This is a genomic window from Corynebacterium parakroppenstedtii (assembly GCF_019754935.1).
Classification (GTDB): Bacteria; Actinomycetota; Actinomycetes; order Mycobacteriales; family Mycobacteriaceae; genus Corynebacterium; species Corynebacterium parakroppenstedtii.
The window spans coordinates 730,675-752,129 of sequence record NZ_JAGSOA010000001.1; the positions used below are offsets into that span (position 1 = coordinate 730,675).

Genomic DNA, 21,455 nt, shown 5'->3' on the forward strand with positions numbered 1-21,455 from the left:
CGGAACAAATGTGAAATCGCCTGCGCACTGGCTATGAACCACTACCGGATGGCTTCGGCCCCTCGGTATCTGTCAGCTGTGTCGACCCACTAGAGCCAGTGTCGCTCTGGTATTTCTCCAAGGCCTTTTGCAGCTCGTCCAAGGCTTTACCGTAGTCCTCGAACGATCCACTGTTTTTCGCGTCGCGGACCTTCTGAACAGCGTCATCAAGTTCCTTCACATCATCGCTGGATGGGCTGACCGCGGTGGAACTCGAGTCGTTCTTATCAGAGTCGTCCTTGTTATCACCAGAGTTGTCATCGGAGTTGGATCCGGAATCGGAATCCGAATCATTCTGGTCGGACTTATCCTTATTGGATCCGTCCACTTCCTTCGTTGTCGTGGTTTCCTTCGGGTCGATGCCGACCTGGCTCAACGCCTCACCGATCGTCGGCGCGTACCCAACCTGCCCGTTGTAGAACACGAGCACACGCAGCAGCTTCGGGAAAGCAGATTCCTGCTCCTTACGCTTCGAATAAACCGGCTCAACATAAAGGATCCCGCCGTCGCCCACAGGCAAGGTCAGCAAGTTCCCGTTAATCAACGTGCTGGAGCCCTCGAGCAAGGTGCGCTCACGCGAAATCTGGTCAGATGACATCATCGTGTCCTGAGCCTGCTTCGGCCCCTGCGTCTGGGTGTCCGTCGGCAAGACACGAACCGTGATCTTCCCGTATGTCTTCGGGTCCGACGACACCGCCATGTGAGCAGAGAGGAACTCGCGCTTCAACCCGCGCAACGGGGTAATCAGCTGGAAACTGGGATCCCCGGTCTTCGGATCCGACGCGACGACGTAGTAGGGCGGCTGGTTCTTATCCCTCAGCCCCTGCTCAGAAGCAGTCGGGTCCAGGGGAACCGACCAGAACGAGTCGTTCGTGAAGAACACGCCCGGGTCCGACACGTGATACCGCGTTAACAATTCACGCTGAATCTTAAACAGATCCTCCGGGTAGCGGAGGTGCTTCATCAACTCGTCAGAAATATCGGACTTCGGCTTCACCGTCCCCGGGAAACTGCGCCGCCACGACTTCAAAATCGGGTCAGATTCATCAAAGGCATAGAGGTCAACTGTCCCGTCATAAGCATCCACCGTCGCCTTCACAGAGTTACGGATGTAACTCACACTATTGCCGACGGTGTTCTGCTCCGTCCCACCAGGGTTGAGAGAATCCTCCGTCGCGCCCGAAATCTGAGTGTGCTCCGAATAAGGCAAGTTATTCACGGACGTATATCCGTCGACAATCCACTTAATACGACCATCAATAACAGCCGGGTACGTTTGCGAATCCGTCGTCAACCACGGAGCTACCTTATGCACGCGATCGCGAGGGTCACGGTCATATACAATCTTCGAATCGTTGCCCACGGCTTCCGATAACAACAGATTCATCGACTGATACTTCAGGGAATACATGGCACGCGACACGATGTTTCCGATTCCGACGCCACCTTTGCCCTTGTAGGTGTAGTTCGACCCATCAGTGTCGTACTCGCGCGGTTTCCCGGCCCCGTCGCCACCGACGATGGCGTAATCCTGATCGGTATCAGCCACCACAGGGCCATAGTAAATACGCGGCTGGTCAACCTTGATCTTCAGCGTATCCGGGTCGTCGGACTTGGTGCGGTCCTTCGACTGCAGGTCAGCGACGGTATAGATCGGATACCCACCGCGGGACGATCCGACATCGCGGGCGACCTCGTCGACTTTGTTCGCCGGCGCGGCTATGAACCCGTTACCGTGCGTGTACACCGTGTGCTTGTTGATCCAGTCCTGCTGGTTACCGGAAAGCGACTTGGGATCGAGCTCGCGGGCCGCGACCACATAATCCTGCATCTCACCGTTGTGCTCATAGCGGTCAATGCTCAGATCACTCGGGAACCCGTAGAAATTCTTCAACTGCTGCTGCTGGGTAAATGTCGCCGAGATCGCTTCGGGGTCCAGCAGCCGGATGTTCGAAATGGTCGCCGAATCATTCGCTACCGACTCGTTTTGATCCGACTTCGATTTCTCATCAGCACCCCAATTGCGGTCGTAGGTGACGTGCTCGTCAGTCAGGCCATAGTTGTACCGCGTCGACTTAATATTCCGCTCAATGTAGTCGCGTTCTTTGGCAGCACGGTTCGGGGACACATTGAACTGCTCCACCACCAAGGGCCATGCGACTCCAATAATTCCTGCCGACGCCACCATCAGCACCGCTGCCATCGCGGGAATCCTGAGATCCCGGAGGAAAATTGCCGCGAAGAACGCTGCGGCCACTACAACAGAAACGACGAGCAAGACAATCTTTGCGGGCAACACAGCATTGATGTCGGTGAAGGAGCCGCCCGTGAATGTCGAATGGTCCTTAGACAGCAAGCGATAGCGATCGAACCAATAGTCGACGGCCTTCACGACCATGAAAATTCCGGCGATCGACGCCATCTGCACGCGAGCTTGGCTCATCACCGTCGCCCGCTTACCGGCGCGGGGATCCCCCGTCCGGATACCCCCCAACAGCCAGTTCATGACGAGGTTAACGACGAACGCCACAACCGTCAGCGTCAACAGGACCGAGAGCAGCCATGACCAGAACGGCACGCTAAATGCATAGAACCCGTAGTCGTGGTGGAACTGCGGATCCGATTCGCCGAAGCTCTCACGATGCATAAACATCAAGATCATGCGCCACTCGGACTGTGCAGCTAATCCGGCGAATAGCCCGACGACCAGCGGCAAACCCACCAGAACAGCCCGTGAGGATCGAACAATAACCTGCCGATAGGCCTCAAGCGGACTGTGGGGGTCTGCGTCTTCGGGAACAAGAGGGCGATACTTAATGGCTACCCACGCGGCTGCCCATATCGACGCGCCGGCAAGCAACCCAACGACAACAAACAGCACGATCCGAGTGACGAGTTCGGTGACGTACACTCGGCCAAAGTTCATGGAGTTAAACCATGCGACATCAGTAAAAACAGCTACTGCGACAGGCAACAGCATGACGACAATGGCCAGTACCACCGCTACAACGGCCCACCGGCGGGGAGCCTTTCGCTTAACCGACTTGGGCACCTTTTCGCTTCTCCTAATCAGAGGGTCATTGCTGTTCACTGTACTTGAACCTGGGCCGGCGTCGATAACCTAGGAGCTCGACGTACGCCTAAGTCCGACAAAAGTGTTTCTTGCAAGCCAACCGGCACGGCATGAATACTTTCTATATGTCCGAATTTAGTCCTTTTTCCTCGTCATCAGACTCGTCATCAACGCCTGCTACATCACCCAATACGACGCGATCTTCAACTCATACTTCGCATTTCACCCGGCACCAACCCACCACACAGCAGCTCCTAGAACGAGCGATGCGTGAAGCTGTTGACTTTATTCACGCCGAAGGGTGGGATCAGCCCCCAACATTGTTTGGCTTAGTTCCGGGGACAATTATTGCCCGAGAAACGGGAAACCTCATTAATGAGGAGGAGGAACAAAATTTAACGCTCGTTGTCCAAGACCTACCGGAGATCGGCTCCGGAGACGAGCTTCACGATTACGTCGCCCGGACCGCCTGGCCGCCAACCGTGGCTGGCGCGATCCTGGCCCACGAAATTATGTTCACGAATGCCGCGGAGCCAGGTTCACGTCCTCGCAAAGCTCGGCTATTTAGCGGGATGATTAACGGCGGGCCCGACCTTACCTTGCTTCAGCTACGGCCTACCGAAGAAGAATTGGATGCAGCCGGCGCGTTCGGTCAAGACAACATCGAACTCCTTGGAGGTCCCGATATCGCTCCCGAGATTGTTGAGCTCCTGCGTTCGACGTTTGAGCCTGTCGAAGACAGTGACGAGACGCCCGTCGATAACGCCTCCTTCACGACTGACTCGGACTACTAGAGCCTTACTCCCCTGTTGGTTGCCCGTATTACATCCCAACTGATGACACCGAGTAGTAACTAAGCAGTAGCTACCAAACCTAAAAAGAGCGCCCCGGCTATACAGCTGGGGCGCTCTGACATCAGCACACTAAATATCGATCGCGGGGTGTAACCGCTCCACCGTCCACTTCCGGTCACGGTAGGCACACAGCGCGGTGATGCCAATACAAATGGCACCAACGATGATAAGCGCCAGTATTGATTGAGGCAGACGCTGATCAATGTTGCCGTACATCAATTGGCGGAACCCGTTCACTGAGTAAGTCCAGGGGTTAACTGGGTGTAGCCACTGGAAAAGTTTAGGCTCCGTCTCAACAGGGTAGAGTCCGTTTGACGAAAGAATCTGCAACATCAGCAACGCCATCGCTGCAACCTTACCGGGCCCAGGCCCCAATGCGACGTTCAACATTTGGTTAATAGCAGCGAACACAATGGAAACGCCGATTGAGAAGATCCATAGTGCCCACGGGTGTGCCACATCCATTCCCACTAGAGTTAGCGTGACCACAATAATCATCGTCGCTTGAAGGATAGCGATGATGCTAGCCGGCCATAGGCCATCAAGCGCCGCGCGCAAGGGGGCAACACCCGATGCTACGGCCCGGTTCTGAAGTGGCCGGAGCAATAAGAATGTAATGAGGCCACCGATGAACATTGCTAATGAGAAGAAGAACGGAGCTAGGCCGGAACCGAAGACTTGATCCCCTGAAAAATCCTTTGCTGACAACTTTGCAGGATCAGACATGACGCGCGCTGACGCCTCACGCTGAGGTGTCGTCCATGAGGGAACCTTCTTAGCCCCATCGCCCAACTTGTCCTTCAACTCACCCAAGCCGGTGGAAATCTTACCTGAGCCATCCTGTAACTTGCCGGCACCATCGGAAAGCTTATGCGCTCCCTGTTGAAGCCGGATAGTGCCGCTTGACAATTGAGTAGCACCATCTTTAAGCCGATTCGTGCCAGCGGCCAGTTGCTTACCCCCATCGGCTAGTTTCGCAGATCCTTGAACAGCCTGGGGCATTCCTGCCTTAAGAGTCTGGGCACCAGAATCCAACTGTCCCAAACCGGAACTTAACTGACCCGAAGCGTTAACAAGGGGTGTTGTGCCCTCCTTACGCAGCTGACTTGACCCTGATGCCACAGTGTTAGCGCCTTCACTTAACTGGTCAAGCCCCGTGTTGAGCTCATTAATTTTACTCTGAATTGGTCCTGCACCATTAGCAAGCTGGTTAATCCCACCACGGAACTCAGCAGAAGGATCGTTAAGCTGATAAGCCAGCGCAGACGTCCCCTGTGAAAGCTGGTTAACTTTGGCGAGGTTTTCTGAATTCTTACCTAACCCCTGCGAGTCAATTTGCACCGCGAGCCCGTCGAGCTGGTTCGCAACGTTCTGTGCTGTAGGATCTGACGATTTATGCAGCTGACTAGCGATAGCCCTAACTTTGTCTGACTGACCAGTTTGGGCCTTCGACACTTGCTGGGCGATACCGTTGATTTGCTGAACGCCACCGTTGACTTGCGTTGCGACGGTACCGAGCTGATCGAGGCCACCAGTGAGCTGCCCCATTTTTGCATCGATCCCTGCCAACGGCGCAGTACTTTGCTGGACCTGGGCCTTTATCTGGTCTGCGCCCGCCGCAACTTTAGCTGATCCCTCAGAAACCTCACCGAGTTTTTGATCAACCTGACCAATGCCGTCGTGAATCTTATCTGAGCCTGCTTTGGCCTCACCCATCTTTTCCGAAAGAGTGTTCACGCCTGTGCTGGCCTCGGCCAACTTGTCGTGCAGCGTCGATGCCCCTTGGGAAAGATCATTTGCCCCGCTACTCACTTTTGTTGCACCTGACGCTAATTGATTCGCGCCATCATGCGCGTTGCCGAGACCAGAATCTAGTTGATCAGCTCCATCCTTAAGATCTCCCAGTTTGTCCCCAACTTGATTAGATCCATCCTGCAACTTGTCAGCAGCGTCAGCGGCCTGGCCAATCCCTGCACCAGCTTCTTGCATACTGACCAAAACTTTTCCTACAACCTGTTCTCCAAGGGTTGATGAAATCACGGGCACCATTTCACGCATGGTGTTCTGTCCGATCAGCGTTGCCAGGTAGCCGTTAGTCGTGTTGTAGTTAGTTTGAATAACGGCCTGCTCAGCTTTTGTACCACTGGGGGATGCGACTGCTTTAGAAAAGTCCGGCGTAAGACGGACCATAAAGTAATAGTCTCCGTCTTCAACCCCCTTCGTGGCCTTATCATTACTGACAAAGTCAAAGTCAATGCGCTTATCGTCTTTTAACTTATCGGAAATCTGGTCACCAGCACGTAACTCTTTTCCCTGAACATTCGCACCTTTATCGTCGTTAACGAATGCAACAGGAAGCTTCTCCACGTGCCCAAAAGGGTTCCAAAAAGCCCACAAATAAAGGCAGGAATAAAGAAGAGGAATAAAGATAATGGCACCAACTGCCAGACGCCCCAATTTGGAACGACGAAAACGGCGGAGCTCTGAGCCCAAATTCAAACCAGAAATCATTAAAGTGTCTCCTCATCGGATCCAGCGGCTACCGCATCAAACCTGGCAGTCTCGTTATTATTTATATCGTCCTGGGTATCAGGGGATGGATTAACGGATACAGAATCAGTGGAACGGGCAGTGTTTCTGTCTTGCAGAACCCCCGGGGGTAACTCCTCAACTATTGGAACAACGCTGTCGTTATCCGTATTAAAGAGTTCAATCAACGTGTGATCTGGCATGAGTGAATCTGGAATCGGATTGACCGTATTCACGATCACTGGCATTCGTTGAGCTAATCTCGAGAGAACATGAATGAGAATAAGGCGCAAATCATACTCTCGAACTTGCTCGAGATCATCCATGACCAATAGTCCGATTTCTTCGGAATTTGCCGGAGCCAGCGCAAGAGAAATTCTGATCAATATGTTGTCCAGGCTGGTCAATTCAGCGACATAAGAGTCTAATGATGGTAAGGCTCGGTCGCCGAAGACATCCCCGCACAAAGATTCATAGTATTCCTGATCAGCGGGCTTCGTCCACACTATCCATGGGTGTGACCAACTCTTATGCTCAGTCAACACCGTTCGGAGACGAACATCACCATCCAGGCCATCGATCTCATCGACCCCGGCAATTGCCACCATTTTATTAATTTTGTTAGGCTTTCGCTCCCCAAGCACAGTCAACGTACCAGCGTCCAACTTCATCCGCCCAGAAATACTCAACGCTAGTGATGTTCGGCCTGATCCTCCGCGGCCGGAAAGAATAGTCAACCCGCTACCGGGCACGGTGAAATTAAGATGCCCAAATACTCGGCCTTCGGCAGCTGACAGCGCGATATCTTCCGCGACCACTGCTGGAGCACTTTCGCCGTCGGCATGAGATTTTCTGTGTGTTCGAGCCGACGTCGCGGCAAATTTACCCACGCCTTTGATGGGCTGACTTCCGTCAGATTGACGCTCTCGCACGTTAACTCCTTCGTATAAAACGAAACTGTGAATCACGGGGCAACCCTGACTCCACAGCTCTTCAGATCTGACTAGACCAATTTAGCTATAAAGATATAAGCGTACTCATTGGGGGTTTGGCAAACGATACATGCCACTCTATTCCCACCATGTCCTTCCAGCACCATCCAAAGCTGTGTTACTCGATATGTCTCCCGCATCGCGACTCGCCACCGGGGTTGAATACTGCTGCTCGACCACAAATGTACTCGGCCACGCCATGACGTTTCATGGATGTACCGCACGCATTTGTAGAAACTTAGCATCCAGTACGAAAGCCTTCTTTCCGCATGATAACCCCCATCTCTCCACGATCACACAGCATTATGGCGGCACACAACATCCTGAGAGAGCGGACGTTGTACATTTTCTCTGATCACTAACGATCGCCAACCGCTTGCCACAGGACACGCCGATTGCCAATACCGCGGTCCGTTACTCCGAACAGCTCTTCGGCTTCTTGCCCGCCTTGACCTCTTTCAACGCGGCAACAGCGTCGGAAAGGTTATTGACCTTCGCCAGCACAACGCCATCATGGTCACCCGACAGCGCCTCCGTACAGTTATCGGACGGAGTCATAAACATCGTCGCCCCCGCCTTCTTCGCAGCGTCAATCTTGTGGGAGACTCCACCGATCGGCCCAACGTCACCGTTCGCGTCGATCGTGCCCGTCCCTGCGATGAATTTTCCATCGGTAAGGTTGTCGGGGGTCAGCTTGTCGACGACCGCCAAAGTAAACATCAGCCCCGCTGATGGGCCACCAATGTCGTCCAGGTGGTAGTCGATCGTCGTCCCGTCGGCAGGCTCTTGTTTGATGGTGATGCCCAAAATCGGAGTGTCATCAGACTCCCCTTGTCGCACGGGAACGGAGACGTCCTCGGATTTGCCATCACGCTGAACCTGAAGGGTGACCTGATCTCCCACTTTATGGTCACGTACAACCTTGACCAGATCCTGCGGCTGGTCGATTTTCTTGCCATCGATCCCCTCAATGATGTCCCCCTTATGGATCTGATTGGACCCCTCGGGCTGGGACATCACCGTGACCGCCATCGGTCGATGAAGGTACTTCATCGCTGCGGACGTCGCATTATTTTCCGACGACGCAAACGCGGCCTGATTTTCCTTATTCACTTCCTCCGGCGACTGATTGGAGGGGAAAATCTGCTCAATCGGAACCAGTGTGTCGTTCGTTGTTGCCCATCGAGTAATCGCCTGTGGCAGCGACATGCCATGACGAACAGACACCGTGGTCATATTCAAATGGCCGGACGTCGGATAGGTTTTTGTTCCCGAAATGTCGACGACACTCTTACCGCCCGTTGTGCCCAGCGTATTAAATGTCGGACCAGGACCTTCTGCAGCATAGGGCACAGAAAGATCAATCGAGGTGCCGGGGATTTCCGTCAAACTCAGTGCAACAGCAGACGCAACCACGGGAATTGCACCGAGAATAATTGTCTTGTTGCGCAGACTCACAGCGATCAAGCGTACCGGATGCCGCACCAGCAACGACGACGGCCGTTCGCTAATAGCATGTGGAGAGATGCTTTCCAAAGCCGGTACCGTAGAGGGTATGAGTAACCACGGCTTCGGTTTTTCTTCGAACAATAACGACAACAACGACGGTAACGACCACAGCGACAAGAACAACAATAACCAGAACGGCGATAGCGGCCAGGGCAATCCTTCTAGCGGAAACAGTGGTCGCGGGGATAGTAGTCGCGGCGATAGTGGCAATGATGGCGCCAACTCCCCTGGTGGCAGCGGTAACCCCTTTGAGGCATTCTTCAATATGGGTGGTGGCTCGGGTGGTGATATACCCGGTTTTAGCGCATTTCCCGGCGGTTTCGCTGTAAGTGGATCCTCTGGTCAGGGCGGTTTAGGTGACATTCTTAGCCAGTTCGGGACGATGCTGTCTGGGATGGGGTCTTCGATGAACTCCCCTGATGCCAAAGGCCCCATCAATTTTGCCATGGCCGATAAGATTGCCCGCCAGACCATTAAGCAATCCAACCCGGCACCTGTCCGACAGTCTGATCAGAAGGCTGTCGAAGATTCCACGAGCCTGGTCGAATTGTGGCTCAGCAATGCGACGATCCTGCCGAGCAACGGAAGAGTCCCTGAAGTATGGGATCCGTCGGAGTGGCTGTCCCGCACGCTCCCCACCTGGAAGCGCTTTATAAATCCTGTGGCAGAAAGCCTTAATGAAGCACAAAAGGATGCCCTCCCCGAAGAAGCGAAGCAGATGGCTGGTTCGCTGCTCGGCATGTTAGCCCAGGTCGGTGGCATGAACATGGGGATGCAACTGGGACGCATCTTGGGGGATATTGCCACCTCTGTCACGAGCGTCTCCGAGTGGGGGTTCTCCTTAGATGAGAAGCATGGCAGCGCACTGCTCACTGGCCAGCTGAGCACTCTTGCCGAGGAATTTAACAAACCCAAGCGTGAGGTGCTTATTTACCTGTGCGCACGGGAACTAGCCCACCAGCGACTATTCGCCTACGTTCCGTGGCTCGAAGAGCGTCTGCTTCTCGCCGTCGAAACGTATTCACGTGGACTGTCGCTGGATACGTCCGCGATGGAAGAAGCCTCCCGGTCCATTGACCCCGAGGCACTCTCGGACCCATCGCGGATGCAAGACATGTTCCAGCAGATTCAAAACATGGATCTCTCGCCCCAAATTGTCGCCTCGAATGAACACGCGGGCATCCAGTTAGACACCATGCTGTCCCTCGTTGAAGGCTGGGTGGACAACGTCCTTGCCGACGCACTCTTCGACCGCATCCCGGTCATGGAGTCGATCCAAAAATCCTGGTCAGCCCGGCGCGCGATGAAACCCGGATTGGAAAACATGGCGGGGAACACCGGACTGGACTTCTCTGCTAGCCACGCCGACGAAGCGGCAGAACTGTGGCGGCGGCTCACTGTTGCGGTGGGGATTGATCGACGTGACCATGTGTGGGACCACCCCGATTTCCTTCCCACGGCTGACGATATCGCCCATCCGGCCGAATTCATCGACGGCATTCTGGGAGAATCGGACGACGACGAGTTCAACCCTATTAGCGAAATTGAAAAATTAGAGCGTGAACTCAATGAACAGTCCGGTAACACACCTGGTGGTGATGGTGACGAGGATGGGTCCGGCAGCGGTTCTGGCGCCGACTCGGACGATCGCGGGACCGATACTGACGGGTCTGGCGAGGACGGCGCCAGCGAGGATGGCTCCGGCGACGAGAAATAGTCACTCGCACTAGATATACGCACTGATTATTCGCACTAGACATTAACAGTGGAAGACACGCAGCACATGAATACGGACCGTCGATGGGAACGCCCAACCCCCGTCATTGGCGATACAACATCAGCCGCCGAGCGCGCTGAAAAACCCGACGGATGGGCATTGCCAGACGACGTGCGTGCTGCATTGGATCGCGTGATCGGAGCCCGGCGCGATATACGCCGCTACCGCCCTGAACCGGTGCCTGACCACCTTGTGCGAACTATCATCGACGCTGGCCATGCTGCACCTAGCGTCGGGCATAGCCAGCCCTGGCGGTTCATCATCGTTGATGATCCTGCTCTTCGGGATAAAGCAGCCGTGCTGGCCGACGTCGAAAAGCTAAAACAAGCCGAGCTGCTGACACCCGATAGGAAACAGCGGCTGCTTGACCTGCAGCTCGACGGGATTAAGGAAGCGCCGCTGGGAATTGTGGTCGCGTGTGATCGGCGGACGCCTGCGTCCGGGGTTTTGGGGCGTAACACTTTTATTGATACCGACCTGTGGAGTTGCGCGGCGGCCATCGAGAACATGTGGTTGACGGCGCGGGCCTACGGGCTTGGTATGGGATGGGTGACGTTATTCCGCCCCGATGACCTGGCCGAACTACTGCATCTGCCCGACGGCGTTGAAACGCTGGGGTGGATGTGTATGGGGTGGCCGGACGAGCGCCCGCCTTCGCCTGGGCTCGAGCGGCGTGCGTGGTCCAAGAAACTTCCCGTTGAGAACCTCATTATGCGGAATGGCTGGCGTGAGGGGGCTGCGTCGCCGGCGAACGCGATCGCTACTCCCGGTGATGGCCACATGCCGGACCAGGCTCATGTTGTCGCAGCTCACGATTCTTCCGACCAGCTGCTGACTCCGCCCGGTTCGCTGGGAATCCTGGATACAACTATGGATAAAGTCGCCGCGGTTGGTGATATCCATCATGCCCAGCACATTCTTATCGGGGCTGACCATCCCGTGACGAAGCATGGGGTCTCGTCGTTTTCACCGTCCGTCACGCGGGAGATTATGGACGCGTCAGCCGTTGGTGAAAGCCTGGGGGTGACGACGGCAGCGGGGGCTGGAATACCGTCGCTTCTTATCGACGCGGGGGTTGACGGTGATTCGGGGCGTGAGGGCCAAAGTGACCGTGAGACTCGTGAGGGACGTGACGATTCTGCCCACGCTATTCGTTATGTCCACGCTCATGATGTGCGCGGGGATATTGCTACGACTCCGGCCCTATCCGCCGAGGACACACGTGCGTTTATTGACTATGGCCGGAAACTAGCCGGCGAATTCACTGAGCCCACGTTGTTTGCCGTCGGTGAGGTCGGGATCGGCAACACCACTCCGGCCTCCATTTTGGCAGCGCATTTCACCGGGCTTGATGTGAACGATGCCGTCGGCATTGGTGCCCATTCCGATACCGCCATGATGGAGCGGAAACGTGAGGTGGCCCGGCAGGCCCTGTCGCGCGTCCAGCCGTCCTCCCCCATTGATGCTCTTGCCGAGTTCGGCGGGCCCGAGTTCGCGGTTACGACGGGATTGTGCTTAGGTGCATTGGATAATCACCATGTCGTTGTCCTCGATGGCCTCGCTATTTCCGTGGCCGCATTGGCTGCGGTGCAGATTAATCCCGCGGTTCAATCGCACCTGGTCGCGGGGCATGTGAGCAGGGAGATCGCGCATCGCACCGTCATTACGCATTTGGGGTTGGAGCCTCTGCTCGCTCTTCGGTTCCGATGCGGTGAAGGTGTCGGCGCCATTCTGGCGACACAAATGATCATGACGGGGCTTAGTGCCCGACGCCACACCGGACGCACCGCTTAGGTCGGCTTTCGACCGGGCGCGGATAATTGCGCGCGGACCGTCGTCGATCCTGCAGCGCGGACCGTCGTCGCTAGTACTACTAAGACTGACCGCCTCCACGGCCCCAACGCTGGTAAGCCTCCAAGTAGCCGTCGGCACGCTCCCAATAATCCACGCGATGCGCCCACGCCCAGAACTCCGCCGAATGGTTCGGAATGAACGTGTGCACCAGCTCGTGAACAATTACCTGGTCAAGGACGTAATCGGGAACGTCCTTCAGATAATGACTGATCCGAATCCGCCCCGTATCCGTGGAACATGACGCCCAGCGGCGCTCCATATTGGTCACCCACCGGATATCCGTCCACTCCGCGCGGTTCTCCAAATACTTCGCATTCAGACGACGGGCCCGCCAGTGCAGATCCTCATCCGACTTATCCGCGACGGATGACTTCTTCTCCACCCGGCGAACAAGTGACTCCACAGAATCACGCAACGCTGCGGCCGACATCCGCGCCGGTGCCATGACGACGATCCGGCCGGACTCACGGCGGGCGGACAGGGTTTTCTTCCTCCGCGACGACAGGCGAATTTCCACCTCTGGCGCAAAGTCCTCCACGACCGCAGCGACGTCTCGCTTGACTCTGTGGGGCATAGTTTCACTCTACAGTGTGGTCGGAGGGCTGCCGGTACACTACACATAGCGCTGTGCTGGAGCGCAGCCGGGGGAATTCACGACACCGAGTCATTCACAAGCCGAGGGGGAGCACCGTGCGGTGGCCACACACTATCTGTTTATCATCCGGGACCCGCGTGTTTGTTCGCCCCGACGGGTGGCTCCGCGTCGGTGCAGATACCTCCACCGCGGTCGTGGTCCCCATGGCCGACCGACCCACCGCTCAGCGCGTCGCCCGAGCACTCCTCACTTGTTCATCCCCACAGCAGACGTCGGCAATAATCAGCAGAATCGAGCAGGCGGTATCCCGATCTTTCGCACTCACCCTTATCGACGAACTTTTGCGCACTCCTTTGCTGGTCACCGGGAGTGTCCGGCCCGGGCGGAGTAGAACGAGCCTCGCTCCCCCGCACAGGATTATTGCCGTGGAGCCGTTATCCCACATGCTTGGCGATATATTTCCTGGTCAGTCCGTGCTTTCCCCCAGCATTGTCGAGACGACCGACGAAGCGCTGGCATCCCACATGGGCTTGCCTAGGCTGCCTGAGTCGGATGAGCCGTCCGAGCCACAAGGTCCGGAACGCACTGCCCCTTGGGCGAGCATCGTTGCGGTGGCAACGCCCTCCCCTGGCCTGCTCGCCGCCGTCAATGAGCCATATTTATTCGTGACTATTCGTGATGGTGCGCTCAGGATCGGCCCTGCGATGACCGGAGCAACGGCACATCCGGCGGGCGATGCCACCGGGTGCCCACTGTGTATGCATATGGCGACGGTATCTCCTGACCTGGTCAACGAGGCGATCTCTGGCCGCCGTACTGACACGCTGACGCTCACGCATGAGATGGTCACTGTCGCCCGCGGGATCATCGCAGCGCAGTGGTCGGCGTTTAACGACTGGCTTGCGGTGCCGTCGCTTCCGGCCCCGCCGACGGTGGGGGCATCGGTAAGCATTAATCCTCGGACGTTGGAGGTCGTGCGGTCGCCGATTGCCAGAGACCCTCATTGCCCTGTGTGCGGCATCATCGGGCCGCGGTGGCAATAACAAGCGCAGTGAAACTGACATTGCGACCAACTGGCTACGTCAATCCTCCGTCTTAAGTTGATTCAGCAACGATGCGAAGAATATCGTCCCCGTAGAGTTCCAATTTCGCGGGACCAATACCGCTGATATCCAGGAGTTCTTCCGCGGTGGATGGTTGCCGTCCGGCGATGGCCATCATGGTGGCGTTGCTGAACACCGTGTAGCTGGGTGTTCCCTGCTGGTGCGCCCGCCGCGACCTCCAGCGCTGCAAAGCGTCAACCAGCTCGGCATCAACGTCACCGCCACAATTGGCACAATGCCCCATCACCTTCTCGGCCGGGGTTTGTAGCGTGGCCCCACACTCCGAACACAGCCGTGAGCTGCGCTTCCCCTTCCGCGGGTGATCAGCCGAACTCTTCGACGTGGGCGCAATACCGCCGAGAAACCGCGTGCGTTTCCGAGACGCCCTACCCCCGGACTCGCGCGCCAGCGACCAGCTCAGTTGCAGATGCTCACGCGCACGGGTCACCGCCACATACAGCAACCGCCGTTCTTCTTCGATCGCCGACGAACCCAGCGCGATAGCTTGCCGAATGGGTAGTGTTCCTTCCACAAGGCCAACGACAAACACGGCGTCCCACTCCAGGCCTTTTGCAGCGTGGATCGTCGCCAGGGTGACGCCTTCTACCCCAGCTGGGGGCCGGTTCGATTGGGCGCGCTCGCGGAGGATGCTCATCACGGCGGGCATGTCCGCGCCGGGCGAGGCGTGAACAATATCCGCGATCAGGTGGTAGAGGGAGGATAACGATTCCCACCGCTCGCGTGCTCGTTCACCAGCCGGGGCTTGGGCGGACAGTCCTTGGCGAGCCAACACGGCCTTGATGTCCGAAACCAGCGCATCGCCGGTGTGAATAGTCCCCGACTCCATGTGAGCACTGGCCAGACGCTCTAAGGCTGCCAGTGAACCGGTGATCTCGGAGCGGTCGAAGAAGCTCTTTCCCCCGCGGACATGGTGCGGGATGTTGGCTTCATCCAAGGCGTGCTCGAACTTCTCCGACTGCGCATTGAGCCGGAACAGTATTGCTATTTCCGACGGCGGAACACCGGATTCAATGAGCCGCCGAATTCTGCGCGCTACGACGGCGGCTTCCAGGGATTCGTCGTCGAATTCTTCAAAGACGGGTTCCGGGCCGGCTGGTCGTTGCCCTTCGAGTGTGAAATCCGCCGTCGACACCTCGTCGCGTGACTGCGAAATGACTTTATTAGCAAGCCCGACGACTTGGGGCGTGGAGCGGTAATCGCGCTGCAACCGGACGACGGTGGCATTCTCGAAGCGTTGGGGGAACCGAAGTAGAAATGATGGATCTGCACCGGTGAACGAGTAGATCGTTTGTTTTGCGTCTCCAACGACGGTGATATCGTCGCGGTCTCCTAACCACCCGTCTAACACGCGTTGTTGCAGTGGGGTGACGTCCTGGAATTCGTCGACCACGAAGCTTCGGTATCGTGCGCGGAATTCCTCTGCGACTTCCGGCAGGTTTTCCATTGCACCGGCGACGTAGAGAAGAAGGTCGTCGAAATCGAGGAAGACGCCTTCCGGTGTCGCCTTAATGTCTTCGTAGACGCGGTACGCGTCGGCAACTTTGTCTGCCGCAATGGGGGGCTCACGGTGGAGTTGTTCGACACGCTTTTCGTAGTCGGCGGCGGAAATCAGCCTAGCTTTGGACCATTCGATTTCGCCGATGACGTCACGGATGGTGTCTTTACCTGCTTTGATTCCGGTGTGGCCGAGTGCCCTGGACACCATGCGGAATTTGTCATCGAGGATTCGCCACGGCAGGTCGCCGGCTATTCGTGGCCAGAAGTAGGAGAGCTGTTTGCGGGCTGCAGCGTGGAATGTTCGTGCTTGGACTGCGCCTGCCCCCATGATGCGGAGGCGCTCTCTCATTTCTTCGGCGGCTTTGGTGGTGAAGGTGACGGCATGGACTTGTTGTGGAGTAACAAATCCTTGATTTATCAGATATGCGATGCGATGGGTGATCGTGCGCGTTTTGCCAGTCCCCGCTCCGGCGATGATGGCGAGGGGACCTCGTGGGGCAGTTGCAGCTTCGTATTGGTCGGAATCGAGTTCCTCGAGTGAGAGGTTAAGGCGATTCCCTGCCCCGCTGCGGGGGCCACGAAAAGAGGCCATCCTTCTCCTTTCCATGGTTGGCCATCGTCGTAGGATCCTGCTATTTCTTTTCCGCCCCGGACTTGCGCGGTTTCACATTTTTCGCGCTCGGATTGCGCGGGGTGTTTCCCTGCCCGTCGCTGCCTTCGGCGGGGTACACGCGCCGCACGTAGAGCAACCGGTCGCCCTGTTCGACGACGTTGGCTTCGGGGGAATCGATGCGGTACAGCTCGCCGGAGCGCACCACACCGAGCACGATGTCGGAGAGGTTTCTTGGGTGGCCGCCGACTTCATCGTCTCGTACGACGCGCTCAGCGATGGAGAATCCTTCGTCGGGGCTGAGCAGGTCTTCCATCATTTCCACAACGGAGGGGGTCATCGTGGCCAAGCCCAACATTCGGCCCGCGGTTTCGGAGGAAATAACAACTGAGTCTGCGCCCGATTGTCGCACCAAGTGGACGTTTTCTGATTCGCGGACACTGGCCACGATAGTGGCGGAGGGGGCAATTTCGCGGACCGATAGCGTGACGAGGACGGCGGTGTCGTCCATGTTGGGTGCGACAACCACGGACCGGGCTCGTGATACACCCGCCAGGCGGAGGACATCGGCTTTGGTGGCGGACCCGTTGACTGTTACGAGACCTCTGTTTTCGGCGGCGGCCAAAGAATCTTTGTCGGTGTCGACGACGACGATCTGGCTCGGGGGAACCCCGTCTTCAACGAGGGCAGAGACGGCGGATCGGCCTTTGGTGCCGTAGCCGACGACGACGGTATGGTTACGCAAGTGTCTCCTCCACCTTTGGATTTGTAATGCTCGACGGGATGCTTCGGTTAAAACGGACAGTGTCGTACCGACCAATAAGACCAGGAATACGATACGCATTGGTGTGATGACCAGGATGTTGACGATGCGCGCGTTTTCTGTGACGGGTGTGATGTCGCCATACCCTGTTGTTGTCAAGGAAACAGTGGAATAGTACAGCGCATCGATGAACGTCAGGTGCTCTGAGTACCCGTCTTTGTCTAACCAACAAATAACCGATGCTACAAGGAGCAGGACCAGCGCATAGAAGAATCGACGAACGATCAGCCACCAAGGACTCAAGGGTGCTTGCGAGGGAATCCGGACGATGTTGACCAGCGCATGCACGGGCAAATTGTTGAGGGGTGCCTGATCCCCGCGCACTTTGAAGCGCTCACGCATTATGTATCACCCGCATGGCGTTTCATTCTCCTTACTCGCTGGTGGTCAATGTTCTGGCGTGGCCATTATCCCCGCATGGGACGCGATTAGCTTGCAGGGGGTTGGCACGCAATGCTCCCCCATAGCTAACCGGCGCGTTCACGCGGTTACTCACTGCATACTATCGCCAGGCTGTTCAATCTCTGAGCTGTCCAGTGTAGAGAGCACGCCATGAGCGAGTTCGTCCGGGGATGGTAGGTCCGCGGGTTCATAGGTCTCGTTGGTCCTGACGTAGTGGAACGCTGCCCTGATCTTGGGGTCGCGTATGCCTTTAGCTACTAATTGTCGACGCAGAGCTTCTTTATACATCGCAAGTTGAATCTCCGCTCGTTTCATGTTTTGACCAGTGGGTTTCTTACCGGTTTTCCAGTCGACGATGAACCACTCTGGTGTGCCATTCTTCTCGCTCTCGAAAACGGCATCCATGCGTCCACGGATGTAGTAGCCTCCCAGGTTCTGGATGAAACCACTTTCGACCTCCCCCGCTGTCTTTCCAGCCCATTCGGACTTCATAAATGCGTCTTTGAGGCTATCGAGTTCGGGCTGAGTGGTGGGTACACCGTCGTCACCGTCATCCATGTCATCTAACAAAGAGTCATCGTCGATGAGCGCGGAGGCTCCGCCCAGCTCTGTCTCCAACCACTCGTGAAACGCCGTGCCTCTCTTGGCGTATGGGTTGGGTTTAAAGGGCACTGGCCGAGCACGACGGCGTGCAAATGCCTCGCGGTCGGCTGACAGTAACATCACTTCGGAGGGAGTCAGTTCCAATCCGAGGTCAACGTCGATGTGGTCCGTGTGGGCTGCTCGGGCTTCTTCGATCAGTGCTGTGGTCTCGTTTTCCCAGGTGGAAGCCAAGGTTCCTGCATCCGCCTTCGGGGTGTAGCCCTTATCCGGGTCAGCGGATTCAGCCTTGAGTTCTTCCATGGCTGCCCGTACTAACTCAGCTGCTTTATCGACAGATTCCCGACGGTCGCCGAGCGGATCGGATGGCCACATAGGGCCTTCTTGTTCGGTGTCATCATCGGGTTTCTCGAAGTGCGGATCTACGAGGTCGATACTCCACGTTGGGTCGTCACCGCCAGAGTTCGCTGTAATACGGACTGGCTCGTCTGCGTCGGCTTTTCTGAGTTCTTCGAAACGTGCGTCGACATCAATGCCCAATTTGTCCGCGACCATGTTTTGGACCTGACAAAAGCGGTGTGACTTGTGACATAGTTTTGTCTTAGCCGGGTCAACGCTGTGCCCGGAGACAAGCAGTCGGCGCGCGCTCCGAGTGATAGCCACGTAAAAGAGGAAATCAGAAGACCTTATATCGACGCTCTCAATCTCTTTTTTGTATTCGTCTTCTGCTGCCTTAATTTCGCCCCGCGTCTCCAGCTCACCATTGTCGAACACAGGGAAACCTAGCGGGTTATCGGGTGAAAGGGGGTCGCGTCTAAGGGCAGAGGGCAGGACACTCGAGTCTTTCAACCACGTGCTTGTCCAATTCCCCCTTGCCCTGTTTATATCTGGACTGTTGTAAGCGGAGTCATCACAAAATGGAACAGCGACGACATCCCATTCCAATCCCTTTGCCTTATGGACAGTAAGAATTTGTACCTGGTCCGAATGAACAGAAACTTCTCCTGCCTCCATAGTCGACCCGGTAGCCTTCTCCGCTGCCTCGAGATAGTCGAGGAACTCTTGTGTGCTTCCTCCGCGCGCTGTAAAGTCTTCGGCCACGTCGCGGAGCCGATCGAGGTGAATTGTTCCTGCAGCACCATCCTCGGATGGATCTTGCCGAGCAAGTACCTCGGTTCTCACGCCTAAGGTGCTCTCAATCTGTGCAAGGAGGTCCGGAAGCGGCACTGTCATACTTTGTTGACGCAGCCACCGCAGTTCAGCTGATAAAGCCTGTAACCGTATGCGTCCTTCATCGCTGAATGCCGGTTTCTCCACCTGGTCTGGCCTTATCCCGAGATCCGCGATCGCATCAGCAAGGCTAACTTCGGTTCCATCCCCTGGGAGTTCCAGTTCGTTAGCTTTTTCTTCAAAAACTTCTTTAGAATCAATCTTTTCGGGTTTCGATTTCCTCGTCCCGAGTTGATCGGCGACCCCTCGAGCAAGGTCTTTGGCCCTGTAACTGAGTGTTTTAATATCCCGAGTCCCTATTCGCCACCGCGGGCTACTCAGCACTTGGAGTGTAGCCTCGTCGTCACTTGGGTCGACCACAACACGGAGTACGGATAGAACCTCTCTGACTTCTGGGATGTCATACAGAGCATCTGGCGACACACCGACGGGAATGCCTCGCTTAATGAGAGCTTCAGCAAAAGGGGCTACATCGGCGTTTTTGCGCACGAGAATAGCACCTGTAAATGGTTTGGTGGACCCACCTTCTGAGCTCTTCTGCATCGCTGAGCGGTATTCCTCTGTGAAAATGCCAGCGACCCACTCCACTTCTTCTTGCTTATCTAGAGCCCATTTCAGAGATACTTTCCCCGAACTGGTTTCCCCACCGCTCTCTAAATTTTCTTCATCTCCAGGCAATGCATCTTTCGCTACAGCGTTGGCTAAATCGAGTACTTCAGTCGGGTTACGAAAGGACGTAGCGAGCGATTTCGTTTTACATCGGCTTAGAGAACCGTTCTCATACCGAGGAAAGTCCTTGGGGAATAGATCTAGGTTGCCAGGAGTTGCTCCACGGAAACCGTAGATGCTTTGCATTGGATCCCCCACCGCTGTCACACCGATAGGTTCATCCGTTGACTCCTCATTCTCCGACGCCGAAGCAGAGCCAAAAAGATTGCGGAGAAACTCGTGCTGGGCGAAGTTAGTGTCCTGGTATTCGTCGAGGAATACAGCTCGGTAACGGGTACGCAATTCCCGCCCTATTTCAGGATGCTTTTGAACTAACTTCGTAGCTTTGGCAGTAATCTGACCATACGTCATCAGATACTTGTCAGAGAGCCTCTTATAAAACTCTTCCTGATACTTAAGGAGCATCAGACGATCTTTTTGAGCGTCACAAAGGTTGACTACATCGTCTCGCAACTTGCCACGGTTTGGACCACGTTTATAGGTAAGATCATCGGCATTGATTACGTTGTCATAAAAAGCCTGGGATTCTTCCCTCACTTCTTCGGGAGTGGCCAGGTGGTTGTCCATCGCTTCAGACAAGTCAAGCATTCTTTTTCTGGCCGTTGAGGCCTCTTTCGAAAAGGTATGTTTGAGTGCCTCATCTTCATATCCAAGATCACTAATGACTCGGCTGGCAGTTAACCATTTTTCCGGTCCATCAGCTACTTGGGCAACTGGTTCAATCGGCAGGAGCAGACCAAATTCGTGAACGATCTTCTGCAAAAATGAGTCATAGGTCACCACCGTTTGTTGCGAATCCCGGATGGTTTTCATGCGCGGATCATTCGATGGAATGAGACCACTATCAGCAAGCTGGTTGAGGCGGTGACGAATACGAGCATTAAGCTCACCCGCAGCTTTTCGGGTGAATGTTAAGCCCAGTATTTGATCCGTGGAAACCCACCCGTTAGCAACGAGAAAGACCGCGCGGGCCGCCATAGTCTCGGTCTTTCCTGCACCTGCGCCCGCGACAACAAGCTGTGGTTCTAATTTTGCCTCAATAACTTTTCTTTGTTGGTCCGTGGGGGCAGGCTGGCCGTCTATAGACTCAGCAATTTTTTCTGCGCTGAATTCTGGTTCATGGGAAGCGTAGGACATAGTGATCTCATCCAATCTTTTTAACAACTGTGTTCACAAATGTGAAGGGGGGCGGTGAGTGTGCAAAAGCGCCGAGGTGAC

12 protein-coding genes are annotated in these 21,455 nt (G+C 55.8%); 4 read left to right on the forward strand and 8 right to left on the reverse strand.

Translation table 11 applies throughout. The features are described 5' to 3' along the window. Window positions 1-31 precede the first annotated feature (31 nt). A complete protein-coding gene (locus KCQ76_RS03090; protein ID WP_046202633.1) occupies window positions 32-3,091 on the reverse strand; it encodes a UPF0182 family protein in 3,060 nt (1,019 codons plus the stop codon). Between the two features lie 287 nt (window positions 3,092-3,378). Between KCQ76_RS03090 and KCQ76_RS03095 the strand changes: the two genes are divergently transcribed. Then, entirely contained in the window at window positions 3,379-3,906 is a 528-nt protein-coding gene (locus tag KCQ76_RS03095) for a PPA1309 family protein (RefSeq protein WP_046202634.1), read from the forward strand. A 129-nt stretch (window positions 3,907-4,035) separates the two neighbouring features. Here KCQ76_RS03095 and KCQ76_RS03100 read toward each other — a convergent pair whose 3' ends face one another. From KCQ76_RS03100 to KCQ76_RS03110, 3 genes are all read right to left on the reverse strand, one after another. Further along, on the reverse strand, window positions 4,036-6,477 hold the full coding sequence (locus KCQ76_RS03100; RefSeq protein ID WP_046202635.1) for a YhgE/Pip domain-containing protein: 2,442 nt from the start codon (window positions 6,475-6,477) through the stop codon (window positions 4,036-4,038). Continuing rightward, window positions 6,477-7,427, reverse strand: a complete 951-nt coding sequence (locus KCQ76_RS03105; protein WP_052722180.1) for an ATP-binding cassette domain-containing protein — start codon at window positions 7,425-7,427, stop codon at window positions 6,477-6,479. The genes KCQ76_RS03100 and KCQ76_RS03105 overlap by 1 nt, the downstream gene beginning before the upstream one ends. 474 nt (window positions 7,428-7,901) lie before the next feature. Then, window positions 7,902-8,945, reverse strand: a complete 1,044-nt coding sequence (locus KCQ76_RS03110; protein WP_046202636.1) for a YlbL family protein — start codon at window positions 8,943-8,945, stop codon at window positions 7,902-7,904. A 97-nt stretch (window positions 8,946-9,042) separates the two neighbouring features. On the opposite strand from KCQ76_RS03110, the gene KCQ76_RS03115 reads away from it, so the two are divergent. Both KCQ76_RS03115 and bluB read left to right on the forward strand, forming a co-directional pair. After that, window positions 9,043-10,713 (forward strand): zinc-dependent metalloprotease, encoded by a 1,671-nt coding sequence (locus KCQ76_RS03115; protein ID WP_046202796.1) that lies wholly within the window; start codon window positions 9,043-9,045, stop codon window positions 10,711-10,713. Window positions 10,714-10,761: 48 nt separating this feature from the next. Next, window positions 10,762-12,567 (forward strand): 5,6-dimethylbenzimidazole synthase, encoded by a 1,806-nt coding sequence (gene bluB, locus KCQ76_RS03120; protein ID WP_197416782.1) that lies wholly within the window; start codon window positions 10,762-10,764, stop codon window positions 12,565-12,567. Window positions 12,568-12,646: 79 nt separating this feature from the next. Here the strand turns inward: bluB and KCQ76_RS03125 are convergent, their stop codons facing one another. Continuing rightward, entirely contained in the window at window positions 12,647-13,201 is a 555-nt protein-coding gene (locus KCQ76_RS03125) for a M48 metallopeptidase family protein (protein WP_046202637.1), read from the reverse strand. 116 nt (window positions 13,202-13,317) lie between these two features. Between KCQ76_RS03125 and KCQ76_RS03130 the strand changes: the two genes are divergently transcribed. Further along, on the forward strand, window positions 13,318-14,265 hold the full coding sequence (locus tag KCQ76_RS03130) for a bacteriocin biosynthesis cyclodehydratase domain-containing protein (protein WP_146003192.1): 948 nt from the start codon (window positions 13,318-13,320) through the stop codon (window positions 14,263-14,265). A 52-nt stretch (window positions 14,266-14,317) separates the two neighbouring features. On the opposite strand, the gene KCQ76_RS03135 is transcribed toward KCQ76_RS03130, so the two are convergent. From KCQ76_RS03135 to KCQ76_RS03145, 3 genes are all read right to left on the reverse strand, one after another. Continuing rightward, window positions 14,318-16,435, reverse strand: a complete 2,118-nt coding sequence (locus KCQ76_RS03135; protein ID WP_046202639.1) for a UvrD-helicase domain-containing protein — start codon at window positions 16,433-16,435, stop codon at window positions 14,318-14,320. Between the two features lie 40 nt (window positions 16,436-16,475). After that, window positions 16,476-17,618, reverse strand: a complete 1,143-nt coding sequence (locus KCQ76_RS03140; RefSeq protein WP_046202640.1) for a potassium channel family protein — start codon at window positions 17,616-17,618, stop codon at window positions 16,476-16,478. 150 nt (window positions 17,619-17,768) lie between these two features. After that, on the reverse strand, window positions 17,769-21,374 hold the full coding sequence (locus tag KCQ76_RS03145; RefSeq protein WP_060941912.1) for an ATP-dependent helicase: 3,606 nt from the start codon (window positions 21,372-21,374) through the stop codon (window positions 17,769-17,771). Between the last annotated feature and the right edge of the window lie 81 nt (window positions 21,375-21,455).